Origin of the sequence: Rathayibacter sp. AY1C1, from assembly GCF_002932105.1 — a bacterium.
Lineage (GTDB): Bacteria > Actinomycetota > Actinomycetes > Actinomycetales > Microbacteriaceae > Rathayibacter.
Genome location: NZ_PSWH01000020.1, coordinates 37,028 through 63,206, shown reverse-complemented (window position 1 = coordinate 63,206; position 26,179 = coordinate 37,028). Strand labels below are relative to the sequence as shown.

The following is a 26,179-nucleotide window of genomic DNA, read 5'->3' as shown; positions in this document are numbered from 1 at the left end:
GCGGTGACGACGCCGGAGGTGGTGACGGTGCTGCCGACGAGCGGCGACGCGTCGCCGCTCGTCGGCAGCACCGTCACCACCTCCGGCGTCGTCACCGCGCGCTACCCGTCCGGCGGCTACAACGGCTACGTCATCCAGACCCCCGGCACCGGCGGCGAGAGCTCGCGCACGGCCTCCGACGCCGTCTTCGTCTTCTCCTCCGCCTCCGTCGGGTCGGTCGCGATCGGCGACCACCTGCGCATCACCGGCGAGGTGAGCGAGTACAACGGCCTGACCGAGCTCACCCCGACCTCGGCCGCGACCGTCGTGAAGCTCGACGACGCCGCCGCAGCGCCGGTCCCGGCCGCTGTCGCGCTCCCCCGCACCGCCGCCGAGCGCGAGGTGCTCGAGAGCATGCTGATCGCTCCGCAGGGCGCCTACACGGTCACCGACACCTTCGACCTGAACAGCTTCGGCTCGGTCGGCCTCGCCGCCGGCACGTCCCCGCTGCTCACGCCGACCGAGGTCGCCCGCCCCGGCTCGCCGGAGCTCGCGGCCGTCGTCGCCGACAACGCCGCCCGCGCGATCACCCTCGACGACGGCGCCTCGATCAACTTCCTCGGCGCCGCCGCGAACAAGGCGATCCCGCTGCCCTACCTCACCACCACCGCGCCGATCCGCGTGGGTGCTCCGGCGACCTTCACCCGCCCCGTCGTCCTCGACTACCGCAACGGCGGCTGGGCCTTCCAGCCCACCACGCAGCTGACCGTCGAGAACGCCGGCGACGTGCAGCCCGCGACCTTCGCGAACACCCGGACCGCGAAGCCCGAGGCCGTCGGCGGCGACCTCTCGATCGCGTCCTTCAACGTGCTCAACTACTTCTCCACCACCGGCGACTCGATCACCGGCTGCACCTTCTACACCGACCGCGACGGCGACCCCGTCACGGTCAACAGCGGCTGCGACGCCCGCGGAGCGGCGAACGCCGATGACCTCGAGCGCCAGCAGGACAAGATCGTGACCGCGATCAACACCCTCGGCGCGGGCGTCGTCTCGCTCGAGGAGATCGAGAACTCGGCCAAGTTCGGCAAGCCGCGCGACGAGGCCCTCGCCACCCTGACCGCCGCGCTGAACACGGCGGCCGGCTCCGAGGTCTGGGCCTACGTCCCCTCCCCCGCAGCGCTCCCCGCGCTCGCGGACGAGGACGTCATCCGCACCGCCTTCATCTACAAGAAGGCCGTCATCGAGCCGGTCGGCGAGTCCGTCGTGCTCAACGACACGGTGAACTTCTCGAACGCCCGCAAGCCCCTCGCCCAGGAGTTCCGCCTCCTCGGCGACAGCGCCAGCGAGTTCGTCGCGATCGTGAACCACTTCAAGTCGAAGGGCTCCGGATCCGGCGCCGACGCCGACCAGGGCGACGGCCAGGGCGCCTCGAACGCCTCGCGCGTGAAGCAGGCGACCGCCCTCGTCGCCTTCGCCGACCGCCTCCGCACCGAGAAGGCCACCGAGCTCGTCTACCTGCTGGGCGACTTCAACGCCTACTCGAAGGAGGACCCGGTGAAGGTGATCACCGACGCCGGCTACATCGACCAGGGTGCGAAGGACGGCAAGTACTCGTACTCGTTCGACGGCGCGGTCGGCTCGCTGGACCACGTCTTCGCCTCGCCCGCGGCCGACAGGACGGTCACCGGGGTCGACACCTGGAACATCAACAGCGGCGAGTCCGTGGCACTGGAGTACAGCCGCTACGACTACAACGCGACGATCTTCTACGACACCTCGGCGTACCGCTCCAGCGACCACGACCCGGTCGTCGTCGGCCTCGACCTGCCCGAGACCCGGACGGACCCGGAGCCCGAGCCCGTCACGGTCATCGACGTCGCGACCACCGCCTCCACCAAGCGCCTCGCCGTCGTGCGGACGCTGACGGTGTCGGCGGTGAACAACGGCGACGAGACGGTCTCGATCGAGATCACGACGGCGTACGGCAGCAAGACGAAGAAGACGGTCAAGCCCGGCCAGTCGTTCACGGTCAAGACCGTGACCGTCTTCAAGCCCATCAAGGCCGGCACGGCGACCATCGAGGTCACCGCGCCCGACGGCACCGAGCGCGTCTACAAGCAGGCGTACCGCGGCGCCTGATCCCGCGCGACCCCTGACCTCGACGAGCTCCGGCTCCTAGAGTTCGGGAATGCCCGAGGGAGACAGTGTGCACCGTCTCGCCGCCCGCCTCAGGCGGGCGGCGGACGGCCGCACCGTCCTCGAGGGCGAGCTGCGCTCCGGGGACGCGGCCGGCGACTCCCTCGCCGGGCTGAGGATCCTCGAGCACGACACCCACGGCAAGCACCTCCTCACCCGCTTCTCCGGCGGAACGACCCTGCACACCCACCTGCGGATGCAGGGCTCCTGGACCGTGACCGATCCAGGCCGAACGGTCCCCCGCTCGGTGCAGAAGGACGTCCGTGTCCGCCTCCGCCTCGACGACGACTCGACCGTGTGGGGCATCGACCTCCCGGTCGTCGAGCTCCTCGCCACCCGCGACGAGCCGCGCGCCGTCGGGCACCTCGGGCCCGACCCGCTCCGCGCGGACTGGGACGCCGACGAGGCCGTCCGGCGCCTCTCCCGCCTCCCGGACCGGCCCGTCGTCGCCGCACTCCTCGACCAGCGCTGCCTCGCGGGTCTCGGCAACCTCTGGGCCAACGAGGTCTGCTTCCTCCGCGGGGTCTGGCCCTGGCGGCCGATCGGCTCCCTCGACGTCCGCGCCCTCGTGGCGACCGCGGCGAGAGGCCTCCGCGCCTCCGTCACGATCCCGGGGATGTTCCAGACCACCACCGGTGACACCCGCCGCGGCGAGCGGCACTGGGTCGCGGGGCGCGCCGGACGCCCGTGCCTGCGCTGCGGCACGACGGTGCTCGTCCGCGACGACCCCGAGCAGCGCCGCACCTGGTGGTGCCCGCACTGCCAGCCGGAGCAGGCGGCCGCCCCCTGAGCCCGCGTACCGCCGCCTGAAGCCCGCGTACCGCTGCCGACGGCCCGTGCGTAGGCTGGCCGCATGACGAACGAGTGGGGAACTCCGGATCCGTCCGCCCGGCGAGACCGGTCCGCGGAGGTCGTCCCGGCGGCCGCCTCCGGCGAGGAGGTGGAGACCGCCCGCGTCGAGGACGCCGAGCGCGCGCTCGCCGTGCGCGAGGTCAAGCGGCGCCGCGACTTCCTGGGATCGGTCGGCGGATGGGCGAGCGTCTCGGCGATCACGACCGCCGTCTGGGTCGGCACAGGGGCCGACGGCTACTTCTGGCCGATCTGGCCGATGATCGGGATCGGGATCGGCGTCGTCGGCCAGGCCGCGTCGATCTGGGGTCCCGCCCGCAAGGAGATCACCGAGGCGGACATCGCCGCCGAGATGCAGCGCCGGGAGAAGCGCGGCCGCTGATCAGTCCAGGCGGCCGACCGAGGTGACGCGGACGACGGCCGCACCCTGCTCGTCCGACTCGGCGAGGTCGACGGTCGCCGAGATCCCCCAGTCGTGGTCGCCGGCCGGATCGTCGAGGATCTGCCGCACGAGCCACTGCGTCGGCTCCTCCGTGACGAGCAGCATCTTCGGCCCCCGGGCGTCGGGCCCGATGCCGATGCTGTCGTGCTCGTCGTAGTAGTCGTCCAGCGCGGCGCCCCACGCGTCGGCGTCGAAGCCGGCGGCGGCGTCGAGCTCGCCGAGCGCCTCGTGGTCGTCGAGGGCGGCGAGGGTCACCCGGCGGAACATCTCGTTGCGCACCAGCACGCGGAAGGCGCGGTGGTTCGCGGTGAGGCGGCGCGGAGCGGGCGGCACGATCGCCTGGTCCGCCGCGTGGAGCGCCGGGTTGACCAGCTCCTCCCACTCGTCGACCAGCGAGGAGTCGACCTGGCGCACGAGCTCGCCCAGCCACTCGATCAGGTCGTGCAGCTCCTCGTTCTTCAGCTCGTCGGGGATGGTCTGCCGGGCCGCGCGGAACGCGTCGGACAGGTAGCGCAGCACCAGTCCCTCCGAGCGGGAGAGCTTGTAGAAGGCGGTGTACTCGCCGAAGGACATCGCCCGCTCGTACATGTCGCGCACGACCGACTTCGGCGAGAGCTCGAAGTCCTTCACCCACGGCTGCGCCGTGGTGTAGGTCTCGAAGGTCGCCTCGAGGAGCTCCTCGAGCGGCTTGGGGTGCGTGACGGACTCGAGCAGCTCCATCCGCTCCTCGTACTCGATCCCGTCGGCCTTCATCGCCGCGACGGCCTCGCCGCGGGCCTGGAACTGCTGGGCCCCCAGGATCGGGCGCGGGTCGTCGAGGGTCGCCTCGAGCACCGAGATCACGTCGAGCGCGAAGCTCGGCGACTCCGGGTCGAGAACGTCGAACACGGCCAGCGCGAACGGCGAGAGCGGCTGGTTGAGCGCGAAGTTCGGCTGCAGGTCGACGGTCAGGCGGATGCGGGTCACGCCGTCGGCGCCGACGCTCTGCTCGACCACGCCCGCCTCCCGCAGCGTCCGGTAGATGCCGAGCGCCCGGCGGGCGAGCTGCAGCTGCCGCTTCCACGGCTCGTGGTTGTCGAAGATCAGGGCGTGCACGTTCGCGTAGGCGTCGCCGCCGCGGGCGATCACGTTCAGCAGCATCGCCGACGTGATCGTCATGTGCGAGGTCAGCGTCTCGGGCTCGGCGTCGACGAGCTTGCGGAAGCTCGGCTCGCCCCAGCTGACGAAGCCCTGCGGCGCGCGCTTGGCGACCCACTTCCTCCGCTTCTTCGGGTCGTCGCCCATCTTGTCGAGAGCCTTCCGGTTCTCGGACTCGTGCTCGGGGGCCTGCACGACCACGGTCCCGGCGGTGTCGTACCCCGCGCGACCGGCGCGGCCGGCGATCTGGTGGAACTCGCGGGCCGAGAGCTGGCGGGTCCGGGTGCCGTCGTACTTGGTCAGCGCGGTGAGCAGCACGGTGCGGATCGGGACGTTGATGCCGACGCCGAGGGTGTCCGTGCCGCAGATCACGCGCAGCATGCCCTGCTGGGCGAGCTGCTCGACCAGGCGGCGGTACTTCGGCAGCATGCCCGCGTGGTGCACGCCGATCCCCAGCCGGAGCAGCCGGGAGAGGGTCTTGCCGAACGCGGTGGTGAAGCGGAAGCCGCCGATCACCTCGGCGATGCGGTCGCGGTGCTCGCGGGTGGCGATGTTCGCGCTGGTGAGCGCCTGCGCACGCTCGAGAGCGGCCGCCTGCGAGAAGTGCACGACGTAGACCGGCGACTGGTTCGTCGAGAGCAGCTCCTCGATGGAGTCGTGGATCGGCGCGATCTCGTAGAAGTAGTGCAGCGGCACCGGGCGCTCCACGCCGGTGACCCGGGCGGTCTCCCGGCCCGTACGGCGGCTGAGGTCGGCGGCGAGCGCCGTCACGTCGCCGAGGGTGGCCGACATCAGCACGAACTGAACGTGCGGGAGGGTGAGCAGCGGCACCTGCCACGCCCAGCCGCGCGCCGGGTCCGCGTAGAAGTGGAACTCGTCCATCACGACCTGGTCGACCGGGGTGTCCTCGCCGTGCCGGAGCGCGAGGTTCGCGAGGATCTCGGCCGTGCAGCAGATGATCGGCGCGTCGGCGTTCACCGAGGAGTCGCCGGTGACCATCCCGACGTTGGAGGCGCCGAAGACGTCGACCAGCGCGAAGAACTTCTCGGAGACGAGCGCCTTGATCGGCGCCGTGTAGAAGCTGCGGCGTCCGGAGGCGAGCGCCGCGGCGTGCGCGCCGATCGCGACGAGCGACTTCCCGGTGCCGGTGGGCGTCGAGAGGATCAGGTTGGAGCCGGAGGCGATCTCGAGCATGGACTCGTCCTGCGCCGGGTAGAGCGGGAGGCCGCGCGACTCCGCCCACTCGGTGAAGGCCAGGTAGACCGCGTCGTCGTCGACGCGCCCGTCCGCGTCGGGCGTCGGCATCCGGTCGAGCAGCGTCGAGGTCATCCCCCCATCCTCCCAGCCCGTGGGCCGTCGCTCGGGTGCGATCCGTCACGGACGGCCCGTGCGCCCTCGCCTCACGGGCCGCGGGTGACGGATCGGTCCGCTGGAGCGAGGGCCCCGTCGACGAGTCCGACGACGCGGTCCGCGTCGGCCAGCACGGCGGGGTCGTGCGAGACGCAGACCACGGTCGCGCCGCGGTCCGCCTCCGCGCGCAGGACCGACCGGATCCGCTCCGCACTCGCTGAATCGAGACCGGTGGTGGGCTCGTCCAGGAGCAGCAGGCCGGCCCCGCGGGCGAGCCCCTGGGCGAGGAGCGCCCGCTGCCGCTGACCGCCGGAGAGCACCGCGAAGGGCTCCCGGGCGAGCGCGGCGATCTCCATCCGCTCGAGCGCGGTGGCGATCGCGTCCGCCGCGCGCGCGTCGCTGCGGCGGAGGCGGCCGAGCCGACCCCAGGTGCCCACGGCGACCACGTCGCGCACCGTCACCGGGAGGCGGTCCGGGATCGACGCCCGCTGCGGCACGAAGGCGATCGCTCCGGTGACGTCCCGCGTGCCGGACGTCAGTGGACGCACTCCCGCGATCACCTCCAGAAGCGTCGACTTGCCGGCGCCGTTCGGCCCGGCGATCACGGTCAGCGAGCGCGCGGCGACGTCGAGATCGACCCCCGCGAGAGCGCGGCGGGAGCCGAAGTCGACGTGAGCGCCTCGGAGGCGGGCCGGGGGCTCGGGCAGGGGTGAGACGTCCATCCCGACGAGCGTACAGGAGTGATAACTGTTCTCATTATCGTGTACGGTCGGGCACCATGCCCAGCCTCCTCGCCGGAATCCTCGAGCCGTTCGCTCTCGACTTCCTCCAGCGCGCCCTCCTCGGCGGCGTCCTCGTCGCGGTCCTCTGCGGCGTCGTCGGCACCTGGGTGGTCCTCCGCGGGATGGCCTTCCTCGGCGAGGCGCTCGCCCACGGGATGCTCCCCGGCGTCGCCCTCGCGACGGTGCTCGGCGCGCCCGTCCTCGTGGGCGGCGCAGCCAGCGCGGTGCTGATGAGCCTCGGCATCGCGGCCCTGCAGCGGCGCGGACGACTGTCCTACGACACCAGCATCGGCCTGCTCTTCGTCGCCATGCTGGCGCTGGGGGTCATCGTGATCTCGCACTCGGGCAGCTTCGCCACGGACGCGACCTCGATCCTCTTCGGCGACATCCTCGCGATCACCCCCGTCGACATCGGGCTGCTCGCCGCCGCCGCCGGAGTCGGCCTCCTCGTCGCAGCGGCCTTCCACCGCCCGCTCGTCGCCCTGGCGCTGGATCCGCGCATCGCCGCGGTGCTCGGCCTCGGTCCGCGCTCGGCTCAGGCCGCGCTGGTCGGCCTGGTGACCCTCGCCGTCGTCGCCTCCTACCAGGCGGTCGGCTCGCTCCTCGTCGTCGGGCTCCTGCTGGCTCCCGCGGTGGCCGCCGGTCACTGGACCACGCGCATCCCGACCCGGATGCTGCTCGCGTCGATCCTCGGCGCGGCCTCCGTGCTCGTCGGCCTGCTCGTCTCCTGGCACGCGGCCACGGCCGCGGGCGCCTCGGTCGCCGGCACGGCCATCGCGGTCGCCGCGGTGTCCTGGGCGGTCCGCTCGGCCGCGTCGGCCCTCGCGTCCCGGTCGGGCCCTCAGCCGGTCGCCGCATGAGGCCCTGCCGGCACCGCTCCTCCCCCGCTCACCCTCGAAAGGACTCCGTGCACTCCCGAACCACCGCTTCCACCGTCCTCCTGGGCGCTCTCGCGCTGGGCCTGGCCGCCTGCTCGACCGATGCCTCCGCGCCGGCCGCGGACGACACGGGCTCCGGCCACGGCGCCGTCGCGAACGCCGCCGAGCTCGCCGAGCCGCGCCTGGGGCTGACGTCGATCGACCCGTCGGGCGCCGTGTCGCACCTCGACCTCCTCGACGAGACGGTCACCGGCCTCGGCACCATCGGCGCACCGAGCGCGATGACGACCGACGGCCGCTACCTCTTCGCCCAGACCGATGCGGGCGTCGAGATCGTCGACAGCGGCGTGTGGACCTGGGACCACGTCGACCACTTCCACTACTACCGCGCGGACCCCCGCCTGATCGGCACGGTCGAGGGGTCCGGGACGGCCGTCGTCGCCACGACGAACCTCTCGACCACCGGCGGAACCGGACTCTTCTTCCCCGACTCCGGCGAGGCGGTCCTCCTCGACACCGAGGCGCTGTCGAAGGGGGCGATCGTCGAGCGGTTCCGGAAGGACGTCGAGCCCGGACCCGGGATGGTCGTGCCCGTCGGCTCGTCCGCACTGGTGACCGAGGGGTCCGGATCCGGAGCGGCCGTCGCCGGCTACGACTCGGACGGCGAGCCGACGGGCCTCCGCGAGGCCTGCCCCGACCCCGCCGGGACGATCACCACCCGCGTCGGCGCCGTCATCGGCTGCTCCGACGGCGCACTCCTGGCGTCGATCGAGGACGAGGAGCTCATCGTCGAGCGGATCCCCTACCCCGCCGGCACCACCGCGCCACCCGCCGCCTCCTTCGACAACCGCGAGGGCCGCCCCACGGTCGCCGGCCTCGCCGGGGACGCGGGCATCTGGCTCCTCGACACCCGGGAGCGCTCCTGGAGCCTCCTCCCCTCTCCCGCCCCGCTGGCGCAGGTCACCGCGGTGGACGACGCGGACGAGACCGTCCTCGCCCTCGCCGCCGACGGCCGCGTGCTGGTGCTCGACGGCTCCGACGGTGCGGTCCTCGCCGAGACCGCGCCACTCGTCGCGGACACGACCGCGGACGGCTCGCGGCCCGTCCTGATCGCCGACCAGCAGCGGGCCTACCTCAGCGCGCCCGCCGAGCGGAAGCTGCACGAGATCGACTACGCGGACGGCGCGCGCCTCGCCCGCACCTTCGAGACCGCCACCGAGCCGGCCTTCACGGCGGAGACGGGCCGATGAGGCGCCGCTGGGCCGTCGCGTCCGCCGCGGCGGTCCTGCTCCTGTCGGGCTGCACGTCCGCGGAGGAGGACGAGAGGCCCCTCGTCATCGTCTCCACCAACATCCTCGGCGACGTCGTGGGCGAGCTCGTCGGCGACGAGGCGCAGGTCGTCACGCTGATGAAGCCCGACGCCGACCCGCACTCGTTCGAGATCTCGGCGCAGGAAGCGGCGCGCCTGCGCTCCGCCGACCTCGTCGTCTCGAACGGGCTCGGACTCGAGGAGGGCCTGCAGCAGCACCTCGACGAGGCCTCCGGTGAGGACGTCCCCGCGTTCGTCGCCGGCGACGCCGTCGACGTCCTCGACTACAGCGAGGGCGACGCGGAGGGGAGCCCGGACTCGCACTTCTGGACGGACCCCGGCCGGATGATCGACGTCGTCGACTCCCTCGGGCCCGTGCTCGCCGCGCTCGACGGCGTCGATCCGGCCGCCGTCCGGGACCGGACGGCCGGCTACCGCGCCGAGCTCGAGCGGCTCGACTCCGAGATGGCCGCGGCGTTCGCCGCGATCCCCGCCGAGCGCCGCGCCCTCGTCACCAACCACCACGTCTTCGGGTACCTCGCCGACCGCTTCGACTTCGACGTCGTCGGCGCCGTCATCCCGGGAGGCACGACCCTCGCGGCGCCGTCCGCCTCCGACCTCGCCGATCTCGTCGACGCGGTCGAGCAGACCGGCGTCCCCACGATCTTCGCGGAGTCCTCGTCTCCCGACCGCCTGGTCCAGGCGCTCGCGAGCGAGGCCGACATCCGCGTGGAGGTGGTCGAGCTGTTCACGGAGTCCCTGACGGGGCCCGAGGGCGGCGCTCCCGACTACCTCGCCATGATGCGCGTCAACACGCAGCGCATCGCCACCGGGCTCTCCCCGTGAGCCCTCCGATCCACCACCAGGAAGAAGAAGCACCCATGCAGAATCCCCACGTCCGGCGGGCGGGCCTCGGCCTGATCGCCGCCTGCTCGATCACGGTCCTCGCGGCCTGCTCGTCGAGCTCGACCCCGGCCGCCGAGTCCTCCGCGTCCACCGCACCGGCCATCGAGGCCGCGGCGGCCGCCGGCGCCCGCGTCGCCGTCGCCTACGAGGGCGGCATCCTCGTCCTCGACGGCGAGACCCTCGAGACCGTCGCGGACCTGGACTCCGAGGAGTTCACCCGCCTCAACCCCGCCGGCGACGACCGCCACGTCATGGTCACCATGAGCGAGGGGTTCCAGCTCCTCGACACCGCCGCCGGCACCGGCGGCGAGCCGGAGCTGACGGACATCGTCTTCCCCGCGGACACCCCGGGCCACGTCGTCCGGCACGCCGGGAAGACCGTCCTCTACGCCGACGGCACGAGCGACACGACCGTCCTCGAGACCGCCGACCTGGCGTCCTCGGACGGGATGCCCGAGACCGAGACCATCCCGGGAGTCGAGGCGCACCACGGCGTCTCGATCGTCCTCGAGGACGGCACCTTCCTCACCACGGTCGGTGATGCCGACGGGCGCAACGGCATCGAGGTGCGCGACGCCTCCGGCGCCGTGACGGCCACGAACGACCAGTGCCCCGGAGTCCACGGAGAGGGCACGGCCGAGAACGAGGTCGTCGTCTTCGGCTGCGAGAACGGCGCCCTGGTCTACGACGGCGGCGAGATCACGAAGCTCGAGGCGCCGGACCAGCCGTACGGCCGCATGGGCAACGCCTGGGTCAGCGAGACCAGCCCGATCATCGTCGGCGATTACAAGGACGACCGCGACGCCGAGGGCTACCTCCTGCACCGCGTGGCGCTGATCGACACCGAGGCGAAGACCCTCGACGTCGTCGACCTGCCCGAGGGCGTCGAGTACACCTTCCGCGGCGTCGCCCGCGGCCCCGACGACCTGGCGTACATGATCGCCTCGGACGGCGCGATCCACGTCCTCGACCCCCAGACCGGCGAGCTGACCGCCTCCTACCCCGTCGTCGACGCCTGGGAGAGCCCGGTCGAGTGGCAGGATCCGCACCCCGCGATCACGGTCGCCGGGGACATCGCCTACGTGACCGACCCGGCCGCCGACAGCATCCACGCCGTCGACCTCACCACGGGAGAGGTCGTCGCCACGGGCGAGCTCGACGTCACGCCGAACGAGATCGCCGTCGCCGCGAGCTGACCATCGGCACGGAGGAGGGGCGCGGGGCCGTGGGCTCCGTGCCCCTCCTGTTCACCTGGAGGGGCCAGGATCTCCGCATGACGACCGACTTCGATCTCGACCAGGTGGTGCGCGACGTGACCGCGAACGTGCGCAAGAAGTTCCCCGACCACTCCGAGGAGCAGGTCGCGCCGCTCGTGCGCGAGGAGCTCGCGGACCTGCAGGACCGGCCCGTGCAGGACTACCTGACGGTGCTCACGGAGCGAGCGGTCAAGCGCCGCCTCAAGCGCGAGGCGCGCGGGGAGTAGACCGGGTCAGGCGAGCGCCCGCTCGATCGACGCCCGCAGCGCCGGAGCCGGCCGGAGCGCGCCCGCCTCCTCCGCTTCGAGGAGCGCCTGCGCGTCCGCCGGGCTGTGCTCGCGGTACCAGCGGTCGACCGGGACGCCGTGCCCGGGCCGGCTCAGGACCTCGACGGCGTCGCCCGCCTCCACCGATCCGCGGTGCAGCACCCGCAGGTACGCGCCGGTGCGCCCCTCGTCGGCGAAGCGCTTCACCCACTGCGGCTCTCCGAGGGCCCGTTGGAACGTCGCGCACGGCGTCCGCGGCATCGTCACCTCGACCTCGACCGCCTCGCCGATCCGCCAGCGCTCGCCGATCACGGCTCCGCTCACGTCGAGGCCCGCGATCCGCAGGTTCTCGCCGAACATCCCCGCGGCCACCGGCCGCCCCAGGCGCTCCGCCCACCAGACCGCGTCCTCGTCGGAGTAGGCGTAGAGCGCCTTGTCGAGGCCGCCGTGGTGCGCGCGATCGGCCTGCACGTCGCCGTAGAGGCCCAGGTCGCGCACTCCGACGGGACCCTCGACCGGCCGCTTGTCGATCGCGGTCACGCCGACCGTGCCGGAGTCGGGCAGGATGCGGGCGACGCGGCACACGGCGAGCAGGCGGGGCATGCCGCCATGGTGCCAGCACTAGGCTCGCCGCGTGCGCGACGCGACCGCTCCTCCCCGGCTCGACCCCCTCCTCCTCGACGGCCTCGCCGAGGGGTACGCCGGGGACACGGGCGCCCGGGAGCACGCCGAAGGGCTGCGCTTCGCCGGCACCGACCTCACCGGCGCCGATCTCACCGCGGCCTCCTTCAGCGAGTGCGCGCTGGAGGGAGTGGTCCTGGACGGCGCCCAGCTGCGGGCCGCGTCGATCGCGGAGTCGCGGCTCGAGCGGCTGGACGTCCCCGGGCTCTCGGCGCCGCGGAGCCGGCTCCGATCCGTCGAGCTGCTCGCCTCGCGGCTGGGCTCGGCCGAGCTCTACGAGAGCACCTGGGAGCAGGTGCGCGTGGCCGACTGCAAGCTCGGCTACCTGAACCTCCGCGGAGCCGCGGTGCGCGACGTGCTGCTCGAGCGCTGCACGATCGACGAGCTCGACCTGGCGGGTGCGACCGGCACGCGGCTGCGCCTGGTCGACTGCGACGTCCGCTCCCTCGATCTCTCCCGGGCCCGGATCGAGCACCTCGATCTGCGCGGCGCCGAGCTGCACGTGCTCACCGGGCTGGACGGCCTCCGCGGCGCCACCCTCTCCGAGCTGCAGCTCAGCCTGCTGCTGCCGCTGTTCGCGGAGCACTTCGGGGTGCGGGTGGGCTGAGCCGCCGGTCCGCCTAGCGCCGGCGGGCGATCAGCCGCGTCAGAGCGCGGCGGCCGAGGAGGAACACGGCCAGCACGACGGCCGTCACGATCACGAAGCTCCACTGCACGCCCTGCCCGGAGGCGATCCGCAGGAGCATCCCGCCCGCGACGGTCACCGCCCAGACGACGAGCCCGGCGGGCACGATCCGGTCCGGGGAGCGCCACGAGCGCGTGACGACCCAGCCGAGCAGGAGCGCCGCCAGGAACGGCCAGAGCGTGGTGAGCAGGCCGATCAGCGCCGACCCCTCGTCGTGGCTCCCGCGGCCGATCAGCACGAAGACCAGGACGAGCACGGCGTCGAGGGCGAGGCCGAGGCCCGCGTGCCGGGTCATGCGGGCTCCGTCACGAAGTCGATGAGCTGCTCGACCCGGCCCAGCAGCGCCGGCTCCAGGTCCTGGAAGGTGCGCACCCGGCCGAGGATGCGCTGCCAGGCGCGCGCGATGTCGGCCTGCTCCTCGTGCGGCCAGCCGAGCGCCTCGCAGATCCCGTGCTTCCACTCGGTTCCGCGAGGGATCTCGGGCCAGCGCTCCAGGCCGATCCGGCCGGGCTTCACGGCCTGCCAGACGTCGATGTAGGGGTGGCCGACGACGAGGACGTGGGCGCCGTGCGGACCGGCGGCGACCTGCTCGGCGATCCGCGACTCCTTCGAGCCGCGCACCAGGTGGTCGACGAGCACGCCGATGCGGCGCCCCGGACCGGGCCGGAACTCGCGCACCAGCTCGTCGAGGTTGTCGACGCCCTCGATGTACTCGACGACGACGCCCTCGACCCGCAGGTCGTGGCCCCAGACCTTCTCGACCAGCTCGGCGTCGTGCCGGCCCTCGACGTAGATCCGGCTGGGCAGGGCGACCCGCGCCTTCGCGTCGGCGACCTGGAAGGAGCCGGAGGCGGAGCGCGCGCGACCGAGGCCGGCGTCGCGCTTCAGCCCGGGCGCCTTGAGCGACACGGGCTTCCCCTCGAGGAGGAACCCGGGCCCCAGCGGGAACACGCGGACCTTGCCGAACCGGTCCTCCAGCCGCACCATCCGCAGCTCCACTCCGAGCACGGCACCCACGAAGCCGGAGGCGACCTCCTCGACCACCAGATCGCGCTCGGCCTCGACCACCGCCACCTCGACCCTGCCGCGGGCGCGCCAGTCGCCGGCGAGCACGTCCTGCCCGTACCTGTCCTCGTCCATCGCACCGAGGGTAGCCGGAGGCGCGCGGGGCGCCGCGCGGACACGGCGCATGCACCTCTGCTTACATGAGCAGATGACCGAGGACCTCGAACCCGCCGCCGAGCTCTTCAAGGTGCTGTCCTCCTCCTCCCGGCTGCGCCTGCTCCGGGCCCTCGCCGAGGAGACGTCGACGGTCGGGCGGCTGGCCGAGGTGACCGGGCTCTCGCAGCCGCTGGTCTCGCAGCACCTGCGGATGCTCCGCACCGCCGGGCTGGTCGCGGTCGAGCGCGTGGGCCGCGAGGCGCACTACTCCGTCGCCGACACCCACGTCACGCACATCGTCGACGACGCTGTCCGGCACGCCCTGGAGGGGTGACCTCCGTCCTTGTCGGGAACGATGATCGCTCTCGATTAGGCGCATCCATTGCAATGCGTTTATGGATCTGGTCGGCTGGAGCCCGTCGCGTCCGCGGCCCCCGCATCCGGAAAGGCAGCACCATGAGCACCACCGATCTCCACGCCGAGCACCCCGTCACCGAGCACGAGCACGGCGAGGGCTGCGGCCACCCGGCCGTGCAGCACGAGGACCACGTCGACTACGTCCACGGCACGCACCACCACGCCCTGCACGGCGACCACTACGACGAGCACGAGTCGGAGGCCGAGCACTCGACCGCCGACCACGAGCACGGCGACGCCTGCGGCCACGAGACCGTGCAGCACGACGACCACGTGGACTTCGTCCACGACGGCCACAAGCACGCCGCTCACGCCGGCCACTACGACGAGCACTGAGGCCGTGCGCGACGGGAGGGCTCGCACCCTCCCGTCGGCGCTCAGCCCTGACGGGCCTTGAAGCGCGGGTTCAGCTTGTTGATCACGAAGACGCGGCCCCGGCGGCGGACCACCTGCGAGCCGGGCTGCGCCTTCATCGACCTGAGGGAGTTGCGGACCTTCACGGATGCTCCTGTCGTTAATGAGAACTGTTATCGATAGAGTAGCGGTCCATGGAGCCCCACCACCCCGCACCCCCCGTCCTCGCCGTCACCCTCGTCAGCGCGACCGACCCCCGGGACGCCGGGCGGACCGCCGCGCTCCTCGCCGGCAGGCCCGAGTCCCGGATCGCCTTCGAGGTCGATCCGCCCGGCGCCGACGGTCCCGCTCTCGCCGAGGAGCTCCACCGGCGCCTCGCGGCCGACGCCGACGACGGCCACCGCGGTCACACGGTCGTCGCCCTCGATGGCCAGGCCGACCCGCTCGAGATCGGACTCGTGCTCGAGCACCTCTGCGCGCAGCGGCATCCCGCCGACACCCGCATCGCGATCCTCGACGTGGTCGCCGTGACGTCGACGGAGGAGATCCTGCGCGTGCTCTGCGGCGGCGCGGGCCCCTCCTTCGACTCGGCGGAGCGCCTCGCCGCCCGCCTGGAGTTCTCGAGCCTCATCGCCCTCGCCGAGCCCCTCTCCGAGAGCGACCCCGAGCGGACCGCACTCGTCCGCGACCTCCTGCGAGCACTCGCCCCCACCGCCGATCTCCTCCCCGCCGGTGAGCCCCCGGCGGCGCCACGGAGGCTCCACCCCCGGCGCGCGCACGCGATCGCCTCCTCGATGGGCTGGCAGTGCGCCCTCTACGGGACCTCGCGGCGCCGCGCCTCGGGCACGACCGTCGAGGAGTTCGTGTTCCGCGATCCGCTGCCCTTCCACCCCGGCCGCCTGAGCACGGCGGTCCACGGGGAGCTGGTGGCGGAGAAGGTGGGCCGCATCCTCCGCTCCCGCGGCCTGGTGCGCCTGGCGACGCGCGCCGACCGGGTCGGCTCGTGGTCGGTCGCCGGCGACGTGCTGACGCTGGACCCGACCAGCCTGCTCAGTTGGGACGAGGACGCGCCTCTCGGCCAGGAGCTCGCCTTCTTCGGGACGGGCCTGGACACCGGGAGGCTGACCGCCGTCCTGCAGAGCTGCCTGCTCACCCCCGAGGAGCTGCTGGCCGGCCCCGCCGCCTGGGCGGAGTACGCGGACCCCTTCCCGCGCTGGGTGGACGAGCACCGGAACTGAACCGAGCGCCCTCCGTCGCGCGGGACTCGACGAGAGCGACCCGCCAAGGACACCATTAGGCGAATGGTCCTCCGAACGCGCCATCGGACTTCTGGAACCCGCCCGATCATTGATGATCTGCGATAACCCTGCAATTGTGACTGGTGTCAAAGATGACGTTGAGAGAAGGAGATGTTCTTGCCAGGCACCAGAAGATCGGTTCGAGCGCTGCTCATGGGCACCGTACTTGCTTTCACTTCATTGGTCGCGACACCTGCGACGGCCGATCCGGGAGTCGTCACAGCGACCCGAACAGCAGAATCGACAATGCAATCTTTCGGCTTGCTCACGCCTATCGCCGCCTCCAGTGAACGCGCCGCTCGACTAAGCTCCGAATAAGAGCACCTGGAGCCGAGCGGCTCCCTCTCGACGAAGTCCGGCCTCACGGTCGAATACAGGAACCACAGCGTCGGCATCACTCCAGGAACCGCTGTCCGATCGGCGAGCGTCGGGCCTTCAGGCGCGCTCGTCTACAACATGAGCGACTCCTACGATTACGCGTTCACAGGGGCAGGCCATGTTCTCAATGCGGGCTTTGCTCTCATCAAGGACCAGGCAGCCCCATCTGATTAAAGATTCGACGTGACCGTGGATGGAGAACCCGCCATCCTTGAGTTCATCGACCACTCGGTTGCGGTGAAGGATTCACACGGACGGACCGTCAACTTCATGAATCCGGCCTGGGCCTCAGATTCCACCGGCGCTCCTGTCAGGACCAGTTTCTCGATCGACGGCGGCACGCTGGTGCAGAGAGTGCATCACACGGGCGCATCCTATCCCGTGGTCGCCGACCCCAGCCTCGCCTGTGACATCGCATTCTGTACAATCATGCTCAACAGAACCGAGACGAAAACCGCGTCGCAATCTACCGCAGCAGCGGCAGGATTACTGTGCGGATCAATGACGGCCACATTCGCCCCCTCGGAGCGGTGTGCGGCGCTTACGGCGCCGTATTCCACGTCGCCGCAGTTCAAGCGAACAACTCTGGCCAGTGCCTCGGCGCACGCTACCTCACTATAGGTGGCTCTCTGCACCCGGTCATCCAGCGCTGTTAGAGCGCGCGAAGAACAGCGAAGGAGATTCAATGGCCTCTGATCGCGATCTCAGTCGGGCGATGCGCCGAGAATTGCGCAATCCCATCCTTGGAGGATTGGCGCTTCTGCTGTTCGGCGGTACAGCGGTTCTATTGCTTCTGTTCTGGTTCACCGATGCACGCGCCGTTCTCACGCCCTTCGTCGGGCCTGGAACGGGACTGGTCCTCACTGCTTTTACCGTGGAGGTAGCTCGACGCGCTAGGAGGCGCATGCGCGCGGAGCAGCGGGAGAGCTGACCTCGGAGCCTCGATCGACGGAGATTCTCGTCGCGCCGTTGAGCGGCGAAAATCTCCGTCGCCGGTGGAGGACCTTCCGTGTCTGACCAGCCCGGCCGGTATACGCCAACCGGAGTCGAACGATCGGACTATCCAATTTGGGATGCAACCGACATCTACGGCAAACGAAGAGTGATCGACGGAGGGGACGCAACGCGGCCGTCCACCGTGCGGAGACGACGGGCGACCGCAGCGCCGACGGGCTCCGGGACGCACGGAGCCGACCGTGCGCCGGGAGTGTGACGCGCGGAGGCTCCCTCCGGGCGGCGGGTGAGTAGGCTGACCGGACAGCACGTGCTCCGGGGTCGGTGGGAATTCCGAACCGGCGGTCACAGTCCGCGAGCCGCAGCCCCTCGAGAGGGGCGGCGGTTGACCTGGTGGAACTCCAGGACCGACGGTGAAAGTCCGGAGGAGAGGCAGCACGAGCGTCGCGCATCACCGCGCGATGCTGAGCGACGGTGCCCGCGCCCCGTCGATCGAGACCCCGGAGTTCGGCGACGAACGGAAGAACCGGGAATGACGATCGACTACGAGCACGCGATGCGCCGGGCGCTGGCGCTCGCCGAGCGCGGGCCCGCCCGCGGACCCAACCCGCGCGTGGGCTGCGTGATCCTCGCGCCCGACGGCACCGTCCTCGGCGAGGGCTGGCACCACGGAGCCGGCACCGCGCACGCCGAGGTCGACGCCCTGTCGCACGTCGCTCCGGGCGCCGCTGACGGCGCGACGGCCGTCGTCTCGCTCGAGCCGTGCGACCACACCGGGCGCACGGGTCCCTGCAGCCGCGCCCTGATCGAGGCGGGCGTCTCCCGCGTCGTCTACGCCGTGCCGGACCCGGGCGAGCGCTCGGCCGGCGGCGGTCGCACCCTCCGCAAGGCCGGCGTCGAGGTGATCGAGGGCGTGCTCGCCGAGGAGGGAGAGCAGTTCCTCCACCCGTGGCTCACCGCGACCCGCCTGCACCGCCCCTTCGTCACGCTCAAGTGGGCCTCGACCCTCGACGGCCGCACCGCGGCGGCGGACGGCAGCAGCCGCTGGATCACCGGAGCGGCGGCCCGTCAGCGCGTGCACGAGCAGCGTGCCGCGCACGACGCGATCCTCGTCGGCACCGGGACCGTCCTCGCCGACGATCCCGCGCTCACCGCCCGCGGCGACGGAGGCGAGCTCCTCGCCCACCAGCCGGTGCCCGTCGTCGTCGGCACGCGCCCCGTACCGCCAGGCGCCCGCCTGCACGAGCACCCCCGCGCCGTCGTGGTCGAGCGCACCCGCGACCTCGCCGCGGTCCTCGCGCACCTCTACTCCGCCGAGATCCGCAGCGTCTACGTCGAGGCCGGACCGACCCTCGCCTCCGCGCTCGTCGCCGCCGGACTGGTCGACGAGTACCTCGTGTTCCTCGCGCCCGCGCTCCTCGGCGGCCCCCGCCTCGCGCTCGGCGACCTCGGCGTGGAGAGCATCGGCGGGGCCCGGCGCCTCTCCCTCCGCTCGGTCCAGATCCTCGGCGACGACCTCCTCGTGACCGCGCGCCCCGACGTCCTCCCCGCGGGCGGTGCCGGCACCCCGGCCCGCCTCCCCCACGCCCTGCAGATGGAGACCCACTGATGTTCACCGGAATCATCGAGGAGAAGGGCGTCGTGACCGCTGTCGAGGCGGGCGCCGACGCGATCCGCCTCAGCATCCGCGGGCCCCTCGCCGTCGAGGGCGTGCGGCACGGCGACTCGATCGCGGTCTCGGGCGTCTGCCTCACCGTCGTCGAGCACACCGACCAGGGCTTCACCGCCGACGTCATGGCGCAGACCCTGCGGATGTCGACCCTCGACACCGTGGGCGTCGGCGACCCCGTGAACCTCGAGCGCGCCGCGCTGGTGGGCGACCGGCTCGGCGGCCACATCGTCCAGGGCCACATCGACGGCACGGCGACGCTGCTCGCGATCGCACCGGGCGAGGCCTGGCGGGTGCTGCGGTTCTCGCTGCCGGCGGAGATCGCTCCGCTCGTCGTCGACAAGGGCTCGATCGCGGTCGACGGCGTCTCGCTGACCGTCTCGGCGATCAGCCCCGCCGCCGAGCCGGAGCAGTGGTTCGAGGTCTCGCTGATCCCCGAGACGCTCGCCGTCACCACGCTGGGCGCGCGCGCGATCGGCGATCAGGTCAACATCGAGACCGACGTCCTGGCCCGCCACGTCGAGCGGATGCTCGCACTGCGCTCGATCGCGGAGGCCCGCTCATGAGCCTCGCCACCATCCCCGAGGCCGTCGAGGCGCTGCGCGCCGGGCACCCGATCATCGTCGCGGACGACGAGGGCCGCGAGAACGAGGGCGACGTCATCGTCTCGGCCCAGCTCGCCAGCCAGGAGACGATCGCCTGGATGGTCCGCCACTCCTCCGGGTTCATCTGCGCGCCGATGACCAACGAGATCGCCGACCGCCTCGCCCTGCCGCTGATGGTGGTCGAGAACGAGGACCCGCGCGGCACCGCCTACACGCTGTCCGTCGACGCGGCCGACCGGCTCTCCACCGGCATCAGCGCCTCCGACCGCGCGCACACCCTCCGCGTGCTGGCCGACCCCGAGGCGACCCCGTCCCGCCTGAACCGCCCCGGCCACATCCTGCCGCTGCGCGCCGTCGACGGCGGCGTGCGCGAGCGCGACGGGCACACGGAGGCGGCGGTCGACCTGATGAAGCTCGCCGGCCTGTACCCCGTGGGCGCGATCTCCGAGATCGTCGCCGAGGACGGCGAGATGATGCGGCTGCCCGGGCTGATCGCTCTCGGCGAGCGCGAGGGCGTGCCGGTGACCACGGTCGCGGCCCTCATCGCGTACCTGCAGGAGTTCCACTGCGACGCGGAGGTGCCCGTCACGGTCGCGGTCCCGGAGAGCGCGCGGGTGAGCTTCGAGGTCGAGACCACGGTGCCGACCACCCACGGCCCGTTCCGCATCCGCGCCTACCGCGACCGGCAGACCGGAGCGGATCACGTCGCGATCCTCGCGGGAGAGGTCGCCGCGGGGCGGCCCGCACTGGTGCGCGTGCACTCCGAGTGCCTGACCGGCGAGGCGTTCGGCTCGCTGAAGTGCGAGTGCGGACCCCAGCTCGACGCCGCCCTCGACACGATCCAGCGGGACGGCGGCGTCGTCGTCTACCTCCGCGGGCACGAGGGCCGGGGCATCGGCCTGATCAACAAGCTGCGCGCCTACCGCCTGCAGGAGGACGGCCTCGACACCCTCGACGCGAACCTCGCCCTCGGGCTCCCCGCCGACGCGCGGGACTACGGAGCGGCGGTCGGGATCCTCGAGGACCTCGGCCTCACCGAGGTGCGCCTGCTCACCAACAACCCCGAGAAGGTCCGCCAGCTCACCGACCGCGGCATCGTCGTCGCCGAGCGCGTGCCGCTCGTCGTCGGAGTCGGCGCCTTCAACGAGGGCTACCTCGAGACCAAGCGCGACCGCATGGGCCACACCCTCGACAGCGTCCTCGACCACGACCCCCTCGACGCCGGGATCTCCGGCCTCGCCCTCGACGCCGGGATCGCCGGCGCCACCACGAAGGAGTAGCAATGGCCGGTAGCGGCGCCCCCACCACCTCCCCTCTCGACGGCGCGGGACTGCGCGTCGTCGTCATCGCGGGCACCTGGCACGAGCAGATCAGCGACGGTCTGATCGCCGGAGCGAGCCGAGCCCTCGACGAGGCCGGAGCGTCCTGGTCGCTCGTGCGCGTGCCCGGCTCGTTCGAGCTGCCCGTCGCCTCGAAGGCGGCCCTGGAGGCGGGGGCCGACGCGGTCGTCGCCCTCGGCGTGATCATCCGCGGCGGCACCCCGCACTTCGAGTACGTCTCGGACGCCGCCACCTCCGGGCTCACCACCGTCTCGATCCTGACGGGCAAGCCGGTCGGCTTCGGCGTGCTCACCCTCGACACCGAGCAGCAGGGCATCGATCGCGCGGGCCTTCCCGGCTCGAAGGAGGACAAGGGGCGCGAGGCGGCCGAGGCGGCGGTCTCGACCGCTCTGCTCCTCCGCTCGCTGCGCAGCTGAACCACTGCGGGCGGCCCCCGTCCTGGGGCCGCCCGCACACGAACCTGGGAGAACACGGAGTAAAGTGGTCGGGTCGTCACGAGCGACCCCTCTCTCCTCCCCCTCGCCCCAGCGGTCCGCGACGCCCGATCGACGCCCCGCCCCGCCGGCTCAGGGGGAGTCGCCGTCCACACGGAGCCCCTCCCTCATGTCCTCTCCCGCCGTCTCCGACGCGCCAGCAGCCGCCCCGCAGAACTCCCGCGGCCGCGTCATCCTCGCCAGCCTCATCGGCACCTCGATCGAGTTCTACGACTTCTACGCCTACGCGACCGCCGCCGTCCTGGTCTTCCCGTCGCTCTTCTTCGTCAACGAGGACCCGGCCACGGCCCTCCTCGCCTCCTTCGCCGTCTTCGGCGTCGCGTTCATCGCGCGCCCGATCGGGTCGATCATCTTCGGCCACTTCGGCGACCGCGTCGGCCGCAAGGGCACCCTCGTCGCCTCGCTGCTCACCATGGGCGTCGCGACCTTCCTGATCGGCTGCCTGCCCACCGCGCTCACGCCCGGCTGGGAGTTCCTCGCTCCGTTCCTGCTCGTCGTGATGCGCTTCTGCCAGGGCCTCGGCCTCGGCGGCGAGTGGTCCGGAGCCGCGCTGCTCGCGACCGAGAACGCACCGGCCGGCAAGCGCGCCATCTACGGCACCTTCCCGCAGCTGGGCGCACCGATCGGCTTCATCGTCGCCAACGTCCTGTTCCTGGTGCTCGCGAGCACGATGAGCGACGAGACGTTCGCGGCCTGGGGCTGGCGCGTGCCGTTCCTGGCGAGCGCCGTGCTCGTGATCATCGGGCTCTACGTGCGGTTCAAGCTCGTCGAGACGCCCGCGTTCCAGAAGGTCGTCGAGAAGGGCGAGGTCGCCAAGCTGCCCCTCGCCCGCGTCTTCGTCACCAGCTGGCGCCCGCTCATCCTGGGCACCTTCATCATGCTGGCGACCTACGTGCTCTTCTACCTCATGACCACGTTCACGCTGACCTACGGCACCTCGCCCGTCGACGGCGCGGTTCCGGGCCTCGGCTACACGCGCAACGACTTCCTCGTCATGCTGATCGTCGGCGTCGTGTTCTTCGGGATCTTCACGCTCGTCTCCGGCCCGCTCGCGGAGCGCTTCGGCCGCCGGCGCACGCTGCTCGTGGTGACCGCGGCGATCCTCGTCTTCGGCCTGCTCTTCGTGCCCCTGTTCAGCGCCGGCTTCGCGGGCGTCATGGCGGTCCTGATCCTCGGCTTCACGCTGATGGGCCTGACCTTCGGCCCGATGGGCGCCGTCCTCCCCGAGCTGTTCCCGACCAACGTCCGCTACACCGGCTCGGCGATGGCGTACAACCTCGCATCGATCATCGGAGCGGCCCTCGCGCCGATCATCGCGGTCGCGCTGTGGAGGGCGGCGGGCGGCAGCACCGTGCTGGTCGGCCTCTACCTCAGCGCCGCGGCCGTGCTGACGCTGATCGCGCTCCTGCTCTCCAAGGAGACGAAGAACGCGTCGTACCACGACAACGTCTCGTAGGACTCCCTGCAGAGGACGGCCCGACGGGATCCCCCGGCGGGCCGTCCGCGTCTCCGCTCCCTCCCTGAGCACCGGGCCCGCCCTCTGGCGGCCTGCTCGCAGCGACGACGGGGCAGAATGGACGGCGATGAGCACCACCACCTCCCGGCGCGGCGGACGACGACCCTCCCGCGACGACGGACCCCGCGCCTCCTTCTCGCAGCTCGTGCCCTACCTGCTCGAGCACCGCGGCATCCTCTCGGTCGTCGTGGTCCTCAGCCTGTTCGGAGCGGCGGCGAGCCTCGGCCAGCCCCTGCTCGTCGGCCAGGTCATCACCCGGGTCCAGTCCGGTCTCGATCTCGGCCCGCTGGTGTGGGCCCTCGTCGGCCTGGTCGTGGCCTCCGGGCTGATCTCGGGCTTCGCGCACTACCTGCTCCAGCGCACCGGCGAGGGGATCGTGCTCTCGAGCCGCCGCCGCCTCGTCGCGCGGCTGCTGCGCCTCCCCATCCGGGAGTTCGACGCGCGCCGCACCGGCGACCTCGTCTCGCGCGTCGGCTCCGACTCCACGCTCCTGCGCGCGGTGCTGACCCAAGGGCTCGTCGACTCGATCGCGGGCTCCCTCGTCTTCGTCGGCGCGATCATCGCGATGGCCGTCATCGACTGGGTGCTGCTGCTGATCATCGTGGCGGTGGTGGCGGTGGCCCTCGGGCTCGCGCTGACCCTCGGCCGCGGCATCCGCACCGCCAGCCGCAAGGCCCAGGAGAAGGTCGGCGATCTGGCCGCGGCCGTCGAGCGCGCGATCAGTGCCGTCCGGACGATCCGCGCAGCCGGAGCCACCGACCGCGAGATCGCGGTCGTCGACCAGCACGCGACGGAGGCGTACCGCCTCGGGATCCGCGTCGCGCACGTCTCGGCCCTCGTGGTGCCGGTGGCCGGGATCGCCATGCAGGTCGCCTTCCTCGCCGTCCTCGGCGTCGGCGGCTACCGCGTCGCGTCCGGCGCGATCGACATCGCCCAGCTGGTCTCGTTCATCCTCTTCCTCTTCATGATGGTGATGCCGCTCGGCAACTTCATCGGCGCCATCACCTCGGTGAACTCGGCGCTGGGCGCCCTCGGCCGCATCCAGGAGATCATCGATCTGCCGATCGAGGGCGACGGCGACGCCTCCGCGGGCGGCCTCGGCGCCGGCGTGGCGGAGGAGGCCATCTCCTTCGAGGACGTGGTGTTCTCCTACGAGGAGGGCGCCGTTCCCGACGCGGCGGCCGTAGCGGACGAGCGCGACCGCACCGTCCTGCGCGGCGTCTCCTTCACCGTGCCGCGCGGCAAGCGCACCGCCCTGGTCGGGCCGTCGGGAGCGGGCAAGAGCACGATCCTCGCCCTCATCGAGCGGTTCTACGACCCGGAGGCCGGCGTCGTCCGACTCGGCGGTGTCGACATCACGGCCATCGACCGCGACGCGCTCCGCGCGCAGATCGGCTACGTCGAGCAGGACGCCCCGGTCCTGGCCGGCACCATCCGCGAGAACCTCGTCCTCGGCCGCCCCGACGCCGACGACGCCGACTGCCTCCGGGTGCTCGAGGCGGTGAACCTGACCGACGTGCTCGAGCGCAACCCGCTCGGCCTGCACGCGCCGGTGGGCGAGAGCGGAGTGATGCTCTCGGGCGGTGAGCGTCAGCGCCTTGCGATCGGCCGCGCGCTCCTGGCGGCCCCGCCGATCCTGCTGCTGGACGAGTCCACGTCGAGCCTCGACGGACTCAACGAGCAGCGCCTGCGCCTGGCGATCGACGCGGTCGCCGAGAACCGGACCCTGCTGGTGATCGCGCACCGCCTGTCGACGGTGGTCGATTCCGACCGCATCGTCGTGCTGCAGAAGGGCGAGGTCGTGGGAGTCGGCACCCACTCCGAGCTCGTCGAATCGACGCCGCTCTACCGGGACCTCGCCAAGCACCAGCTGCTCGTCTGACGGACGCCGCAGCGGCGTCTCGCGACCGCCGCCGCCTCATGCCGGTCGACCAGCCGCGCAGCGGCGTGTCGAGACGCCCGCACGTCTCGACCGGCAGCCTGCGCCCGCTCGTCCCTCAGCGCGGCGGCAGCCGCAGAGCCCCGTCGAGCCGGATGGTCTCGCCGTTGATCATGGGGTTCTCGACGATGTGCCGCACCAGGGCCGCGAACTCCTCGGGGCGTCCGAGGCGAGCCGGATGCGGCGTCGCCGAGCCGAGCGCCTCGCGGGCCCTGTCCGGCAGCCCGGCGAGCAGGGGCGTGTCGAACGTGCCCGGTGCGATCGACACCACGCGCACGAGCCGGGCCGCGAGCTCGCGCGCGAGCGGCAGGGTCATCGCCGCCACGGCTCCCTTCGACGCGGCGTAGGCCGCCTGTCCGATCTGCCCCTCGAAGGCGGCGACGGAGGCGGTCGTGACCAGGACTCCCCGCTCCCCATCGATCGGCTCCCGCTCGGCGATCGACGCCGCGGCGAGGCGCAGCACGTTGAGCGTCCCGGTCGTGTTGATCCGCAGCACCCGGTCGAACTGCTCGATCGGCAGCGGCCCGTCGCGTCCGAGCAGCCGCCCGGGTGTGGCCACGCCCGCACAGCTCACGGCGACGCGCAGCTCCCCCGCCGCCGCCACGGCGCGCGAGACGGCGTCCGGATCGAGGACGTCCCCGGCGATCAGCTGCACGGAGGCGGGCAGACGCGCGGCCTCCACCGCGTGCGGCAGGTCGAGCACGACCACGTGCGCTCCTGCGGCGTCGAGCGCCGTCGCCGTCGCGGCTCCCAGTCCGGATGCTCCCCCCGCGATCAGCGCGGACGTCCCCTCGAGTCGCACGGTCAGCCCGCCGGAGCGGGGGTGGAGTCGGCGTCGGGCTCGTCGGTCGGCTCGCCGCCGGGCTCTCCCGTCCGATCGCTGCTCGGCTCTCCGGACGCGAGCGCCTGCGCCGAGCAGTCGGTCAGGGTGGCGTCGTAGGCGTCCCGGGCGCGCTGCGCCGCCAGGCGGACCTCCTCCTCCGCGAGCGGGCTCGCGAGCGGCGGCCGGTCGCTCAGGCCGTAGCGGGCGAGGCAGTCGCTGATCAGGCGGGTCATGCGCGCGCCGCTCTCGGGATCGGCTGTGCCGGTGGGCGCCGGGGCGGCGGTCGCGACGGAGCCCGAGTCGCGCACGGACCCGTCCGGCACCTCCGCGGCGGGACCGGAGCAGGCGGTGAGGCTCAGTGCGAGCGCGACTCCGACGAGCAGCGCGACGGGCGGGCGGAGCGTCGTGCGCAGGAGCATGGACGACCTCGTTCGTGACGGCTGCGGGCAGGAGTGCGGCCACGGTAGCGCAGTCGATGCTTCCGGCGAGCGCTGGGCGCGCTCTCACGCCCC

The 26,179-nt window shown here is 72.4% G+C and carries 28 protein-coding genes and 1 riboswitch; of the genes, 20 read left to right on the top strand and 8 right to left on the bottom strand.

Features of this window, described 5'->3' with window-relative positions; genetic code table 11:
- The first annotated feature begins 3 nt into the window (after positions 1–3).
- From C5C71_RS10990 to C5C71_RS10980, 3 genes are all read left to right on the top strand, one after another.
- Positions 4–2,121 (top strand): ExeM/NucH family extracellular endonuclease, encoded by a 2,118-nt coding sequence (locus C5C71_RS10990; RefSeq protein ID WP_104337685.1) that lies wholly within the window; start codon positions 4–6, stop codon positions 2,119–2,121.
- A gap of 49 nt (positions 2,122–2,170) precedes the next feature.
- Complete coding sequence (locus C5C71_RS10985) at positions 2,171–2,968, top strand: DNA-formamidopyrimidine glycosylase family protein (protein ID WP_104337684.1); 798 nt, start codon at positions 2,171–2,173, stop codon at positions 2,966–2,968.
- Positions 2,969–3,031: 63 nt separating this feature from the next.
- Positions 3,032–3,409, top strand: a complete 378-nt coding sequence (locus tag C5C71_RS10980; RefSeq protein ID WP_104222259.1) for a 2TM domain-containing protein — start codon at positions 3,032–3,034, stop codon at positions 3,407–3,409.
- Here C5C71_RS10980 and C5C71_RS10975 read toward each other — a convergent pair whose 3' ends face one another.
- Positions 3,410–5,935 (bottom strand): RNA helicase, encoded by a 2,526-nt coding sequence (locus tag C5C71_RS10975; protein ID WP_104337683.1) that lies wholly within the window; start codon positions 5,933–5,935, stop codon positions 3,410–3,412.
- Between the two features lie 71 nt (positions 5,936–6,006).
- Positions 6,007–6,678: a zinc ABC transporter ATP-binding protein AztA gene (aztA, locus tag C5C71_RS10970; RefSeq protein WP_104288199.1), complete on the bottom strand. Its 672-nt coding sequence runs from the start codon at positions 6,676–6,678 to the stop codon at positions 6,007–6,009.
- 56 nt (positions 6,679–6,734) lie between these two features.
- On the opposite strand from aztA, the gene aztB reads away from it, so the two are divergent.
- The 5 genes from aztB (at position 6,735) to C5C71_RS10945 (ending at position 11,314) form a co-directional block, all read left to right on the top strand.
- Complete coding sequence (gene aztB / locus C5C71_RS10965) at positions 6,735–7,598, top strand: zinc ABC transporter permease AztB (protein WP_104283876.1); 864 nt, start codon at positions 6,735–6,737, stop codon at positions 7,596–7,598.
- Positions 7,599–7,645: 47 nt separating this feature from the next.
- Entirely contained in the window at positions 7,646–8,866 is a 1,221-nt protein-coding gene (locus tag C5C71_RS10960) for an ABC transporter (protein WP_104250618.1), read from the top strand.
- Positions 8,863–9,771, top strand: coding sequence for a zinc ABC transporter substrate-binding protein AztC (aztC, locus tag C5C71_RS10955; protein WP_104267523.1), 909 nt, complete (start codon positions 8,863–8,865; stop codon positions 9,769–9,771). Before C5C71_RS10960 ends, aztC begins: the two co-directional genes overlap by 4 nt.
- Positions 9,772–9,806: 35 nt before the next feature.
- Positions 9,807–11,027 (top strand): zinc metallochaperone AztD, encoded by a 1,221-nt coding sequence (gene aztD, locus C5C71_RS10950; protein ID WP_104337682.1) that lies wholly within the window; start codon positions 9,807–9,809, stop codon positions 11,025–11,027.
- 77 nt (positions 11,028–11,104) lie between these two features.
- A complete protein-coding gene (locus C5C71_RS10945; RefSeq protein WP_104262881.1) occupies positions 11,105–11,314 on the top strand; it encodes a three-helix bundle dimerization domain-containing protein in 210 nt (69 codons plus the stop codon).
- 6 nt (positions 11,315–11,320) lie between these two features.
- On the opposite strand, the gene C5C71_RS10940 is transcribed toward C5C71_RS10945, so the two are convergent.
- A complete protein-coding gene (locus C5C71_RS10940; protein ID WP_104337681.1) occupies positions 11,321–11,956 on the bottom strand; it encodes an MOSC domain-containing protein in 636 nt (211 codons plus the stop codon).
- Between the two features lie 31 nt (positions 11,957–11,987).
- Here C5C71_RS10940 and C5C71_RS10935 point away from each other — a divergent pair, with 31 nt between their 5' ends.
- Complete coding sequence (locus C5C71_RS10935; RefSeq protein WP_104237705.1) at positions 11,988–12,641, top strand: pentapeptide repeat-containing protein; 654 nt, start codon at positions 11,988–11,990, stop codon at positions 12,639–12,641.
- Between the two features lie 13 nt (positions 12,642–12,654).
- On the opposite strand, the gene C5C71_RS10930 is transcribed toward C5C71_RS10935, so the two are convergent.
- Both C5C71_RS10930 and C5C71_RS10925 read right to left on the bottom strand, forming a co-directional pair.
- A complete protein-coding gene (locus C5C71_RS10930) occupies positions 12,655–13,014 on the bottom strand; it encodes a DUF3054 domain-containing protein (protein WP_104233715.1) in 360 nt (119 codons plus the stop codon).
- The gene (locus tag C5C71_RS10925; protein ID WP_104337680.1) at positions 13,011–13,859 is read right to left on the bottom strand and encodes a DUF3097 domain-containing protein; all 849 of its coding nucleotides are present in this window, start codon (positions 13,857–13,859) and stop codon (positions 13,011–13,013) included. Before C5C71_RS10925 ends, C5C71_RS10930 begins: the two co-directional genes overlap by 4 nt.
- A 73-nt stretch (positions 13,860–13,932) precedes the next feature.
- Here C5C71_RS10925 and C5C71_RS10920 point away from each other — a divergent pair, with 73 nt between their 5' ends.
- Both C5C71_RS10920 and C5C71_RS17940 read left to right on the top strand, forming a co-directional pair.
- Positions 13,933–14,214 (top strand): helix-turn-helix transcriptional regulator, encoded by a 282-nt coding sequence (locus C5C71_RS10920; RefSeq protein WP_104222235.1) that lies wholly within the window; start codon positions 13,933–13,935, stop codon positions 14,212–14,214.
- A 122-nt stretch (positions 14,215–14,336) separates the two neighbouring features.
- Positions 14,337–14,633, top strand: coding sequence for a hypothetical protein (locus C5C71_RS17940; RefSeq protein ID WP_104222233.1), 297 nt, complete (start codon positions 14,337–14,339; stop codon positions 14,631–14,633).
- Positions 14,634–14,674: 41 nt separating this feature from the next.
- Here C5C71_RS17940 and ykgO read toward each other — a convergent pair whose 3' ends face one another.
- Entirely contained in the window at positions 14,675–14,797 is a 123-nt protein-coding gene (gene ykgO, locus C5C71_RS10910; RefSeq protein WP_104226896.1) for a type B 50S ribosomal protein L36, read from the bottom strand.
- 48 nt (positions 14,798–14,845) lie between these two features.
- On the opposite strand from ykgO, the gene C5C71_RS10905 reads away from it, so the two are divergent.
- The 9 genes from C5C71_RS10905 to C5C71_RS10875 all read left to right on the top strand — a co-directional run bounded on the left by C5C71_RS10905 (position 14,846) and on the right by C5C71_RS10875 (position 24,787).
- On the top strand, positions 14,846–15,889 hold the full coding sequence (locus C5C71_RS10905; RefSeq protein ID WP_104337679.1) for a GTP-binding protein: 1,044 nt from the start codon (positions 14,846–14,848) through the stop codon (positions 15,887–15,889).
- A 621-nt stretch (positions 15,890–16,510) separates the two neighbouring features.
- On the top strand, positions 16,511–16,948 hold the full coding sequence (locus tag C5C71_RS17295) for a hypothetical protein (RefSeq protein ID WP_146084455.1): 438 nt from the start codon (positions 16,511–16,513) through the stop codon (positions 16,946–16,948).
- 64 nt (positions 16,949–17,012) lie between these two features.
- Complete coding sequence (locus C5C71_RS17290; RefSeq protein WP_146084454.1) at positions 17,013–17,258, top strand: hypothetical protein; 246 nt, start codon at positions 17,013–17,015, stop codon at positions 17,256–17,258.
- A 331-nt stretch (positions 17,259–17,589) separates the two neighbouring features.
- Positions 17,590–17,722, top strand: a riboswitch (FMN riboswitch).
- A 91-nt stretch (positions 17,723–17,813) separates the two neighbouring features.
- Positions 17,814–18,890: a bifunctional diaminohydroxyphosphoribosylaminopyrimidine deaminase/5-amino-6-(5-phosphoribosylamino)uracil reductase RibD gene (ribD, locus tag C5C71_RS10900; protein WP_258068713.1), complete on the top strand. Its 1,077-nt coding sequence runs from the start codon at positions 17,814–17,816 to the stop codon at positions 18,888–18,890.
- On the top strand, positions 18,890–19,516 hold the full coding sequence (locus C5C71_RS10895; protein ID WP_104268884.1) for a riboflavin synthase: 627 nt from the start codon (positions 18,890–18,892) through the stop codon (positions 19,514–19,516). The genes ribD and C5C71_RS10895 overlap by 1 nt, the downstream gene beginning before the upstream one ends.
- Positions 19,513–20,835 (top strand): GTP cyclohydrolase II, encoded by a 1,323-nt coding sequence (ribA, locus tag C5C71_RS10890; protein ID WP_104337678.1) that lies wholly within the window; start codon positions 19,513–19,515, stop codon positions 20,833–20,835. Before C5C71_RS10895 ends, ribA begins: the two co-directional genes overlap by 4 nt.
- Positions 20,836–20,837: 2 nt before the next feature.
- Positions 20,838–21,311: a 6,7-dimethyl-8-ribityllumazine synthase gene (gene ribH / locus C5C71_RS10885; RefSeq protein WP_104250609.1), complete on the top strand. Its 474-nt coding sequence runs from the start codon at positions 20,838–20,840 to the stop codon at positions 21,309–21,311.
- A gap of 187 nt (positions 21,312–21,498) precedes the next feature.
- Positions 21,499–22,845, top strand: a complete 1,347-nt coding sequence (locus C5C71_RS10880; protein ID WP_104337677.1) for an MFS transporter — start codon at positions 21,499–21,501, stop codon at positions 22,843–22,845.
- 127 nt (positions 22,846–22,972) lie between these two features.
- A complete protein-coding gene (locus C5C71_RS10875) occupies positions 22,973–24,787 on the top strand; it encodes an ABC transporter ATP-binding protein (protein WP_104233721.1) in 1,815 nt (604 codons plus the stop codon).
- 115 nt (positions 24,788–24,902) lie between these two features.
- Here the strand turns inward: C5C71_RS10875 and C5C71_RS10870 are convergent, their stop codons facing one another.
- Together C5C71_RS10870 and C5C71_RS10865 are read right to left on the bottom strand one after the other, a co-directional pair.
- Positions 24,903–25,646, bottom strand: coding sequence for an SDR family NAD(P)-dependent oxidoreductase (locus C5C71_RS10870; protein WP_104222217.1), 744 nt, complete (start codon positions 25,644–25,646; stop codon positions 24,903–24,905).
- Positions 25,647–25,648: 2 nt separating this feature from the next.
- Positions 25,649–26,086, bottom strand: coding sequence for a hypothetical protein (locus C5C71_RS10865; protein WP_104222215.1), 438 nt, complete (start codon positions 26,084–26,086; stop codon positions 25,649–25,651).
- Between the last annotated feature and the right edge of the window lie 93 nt (positions 26,087–26,179).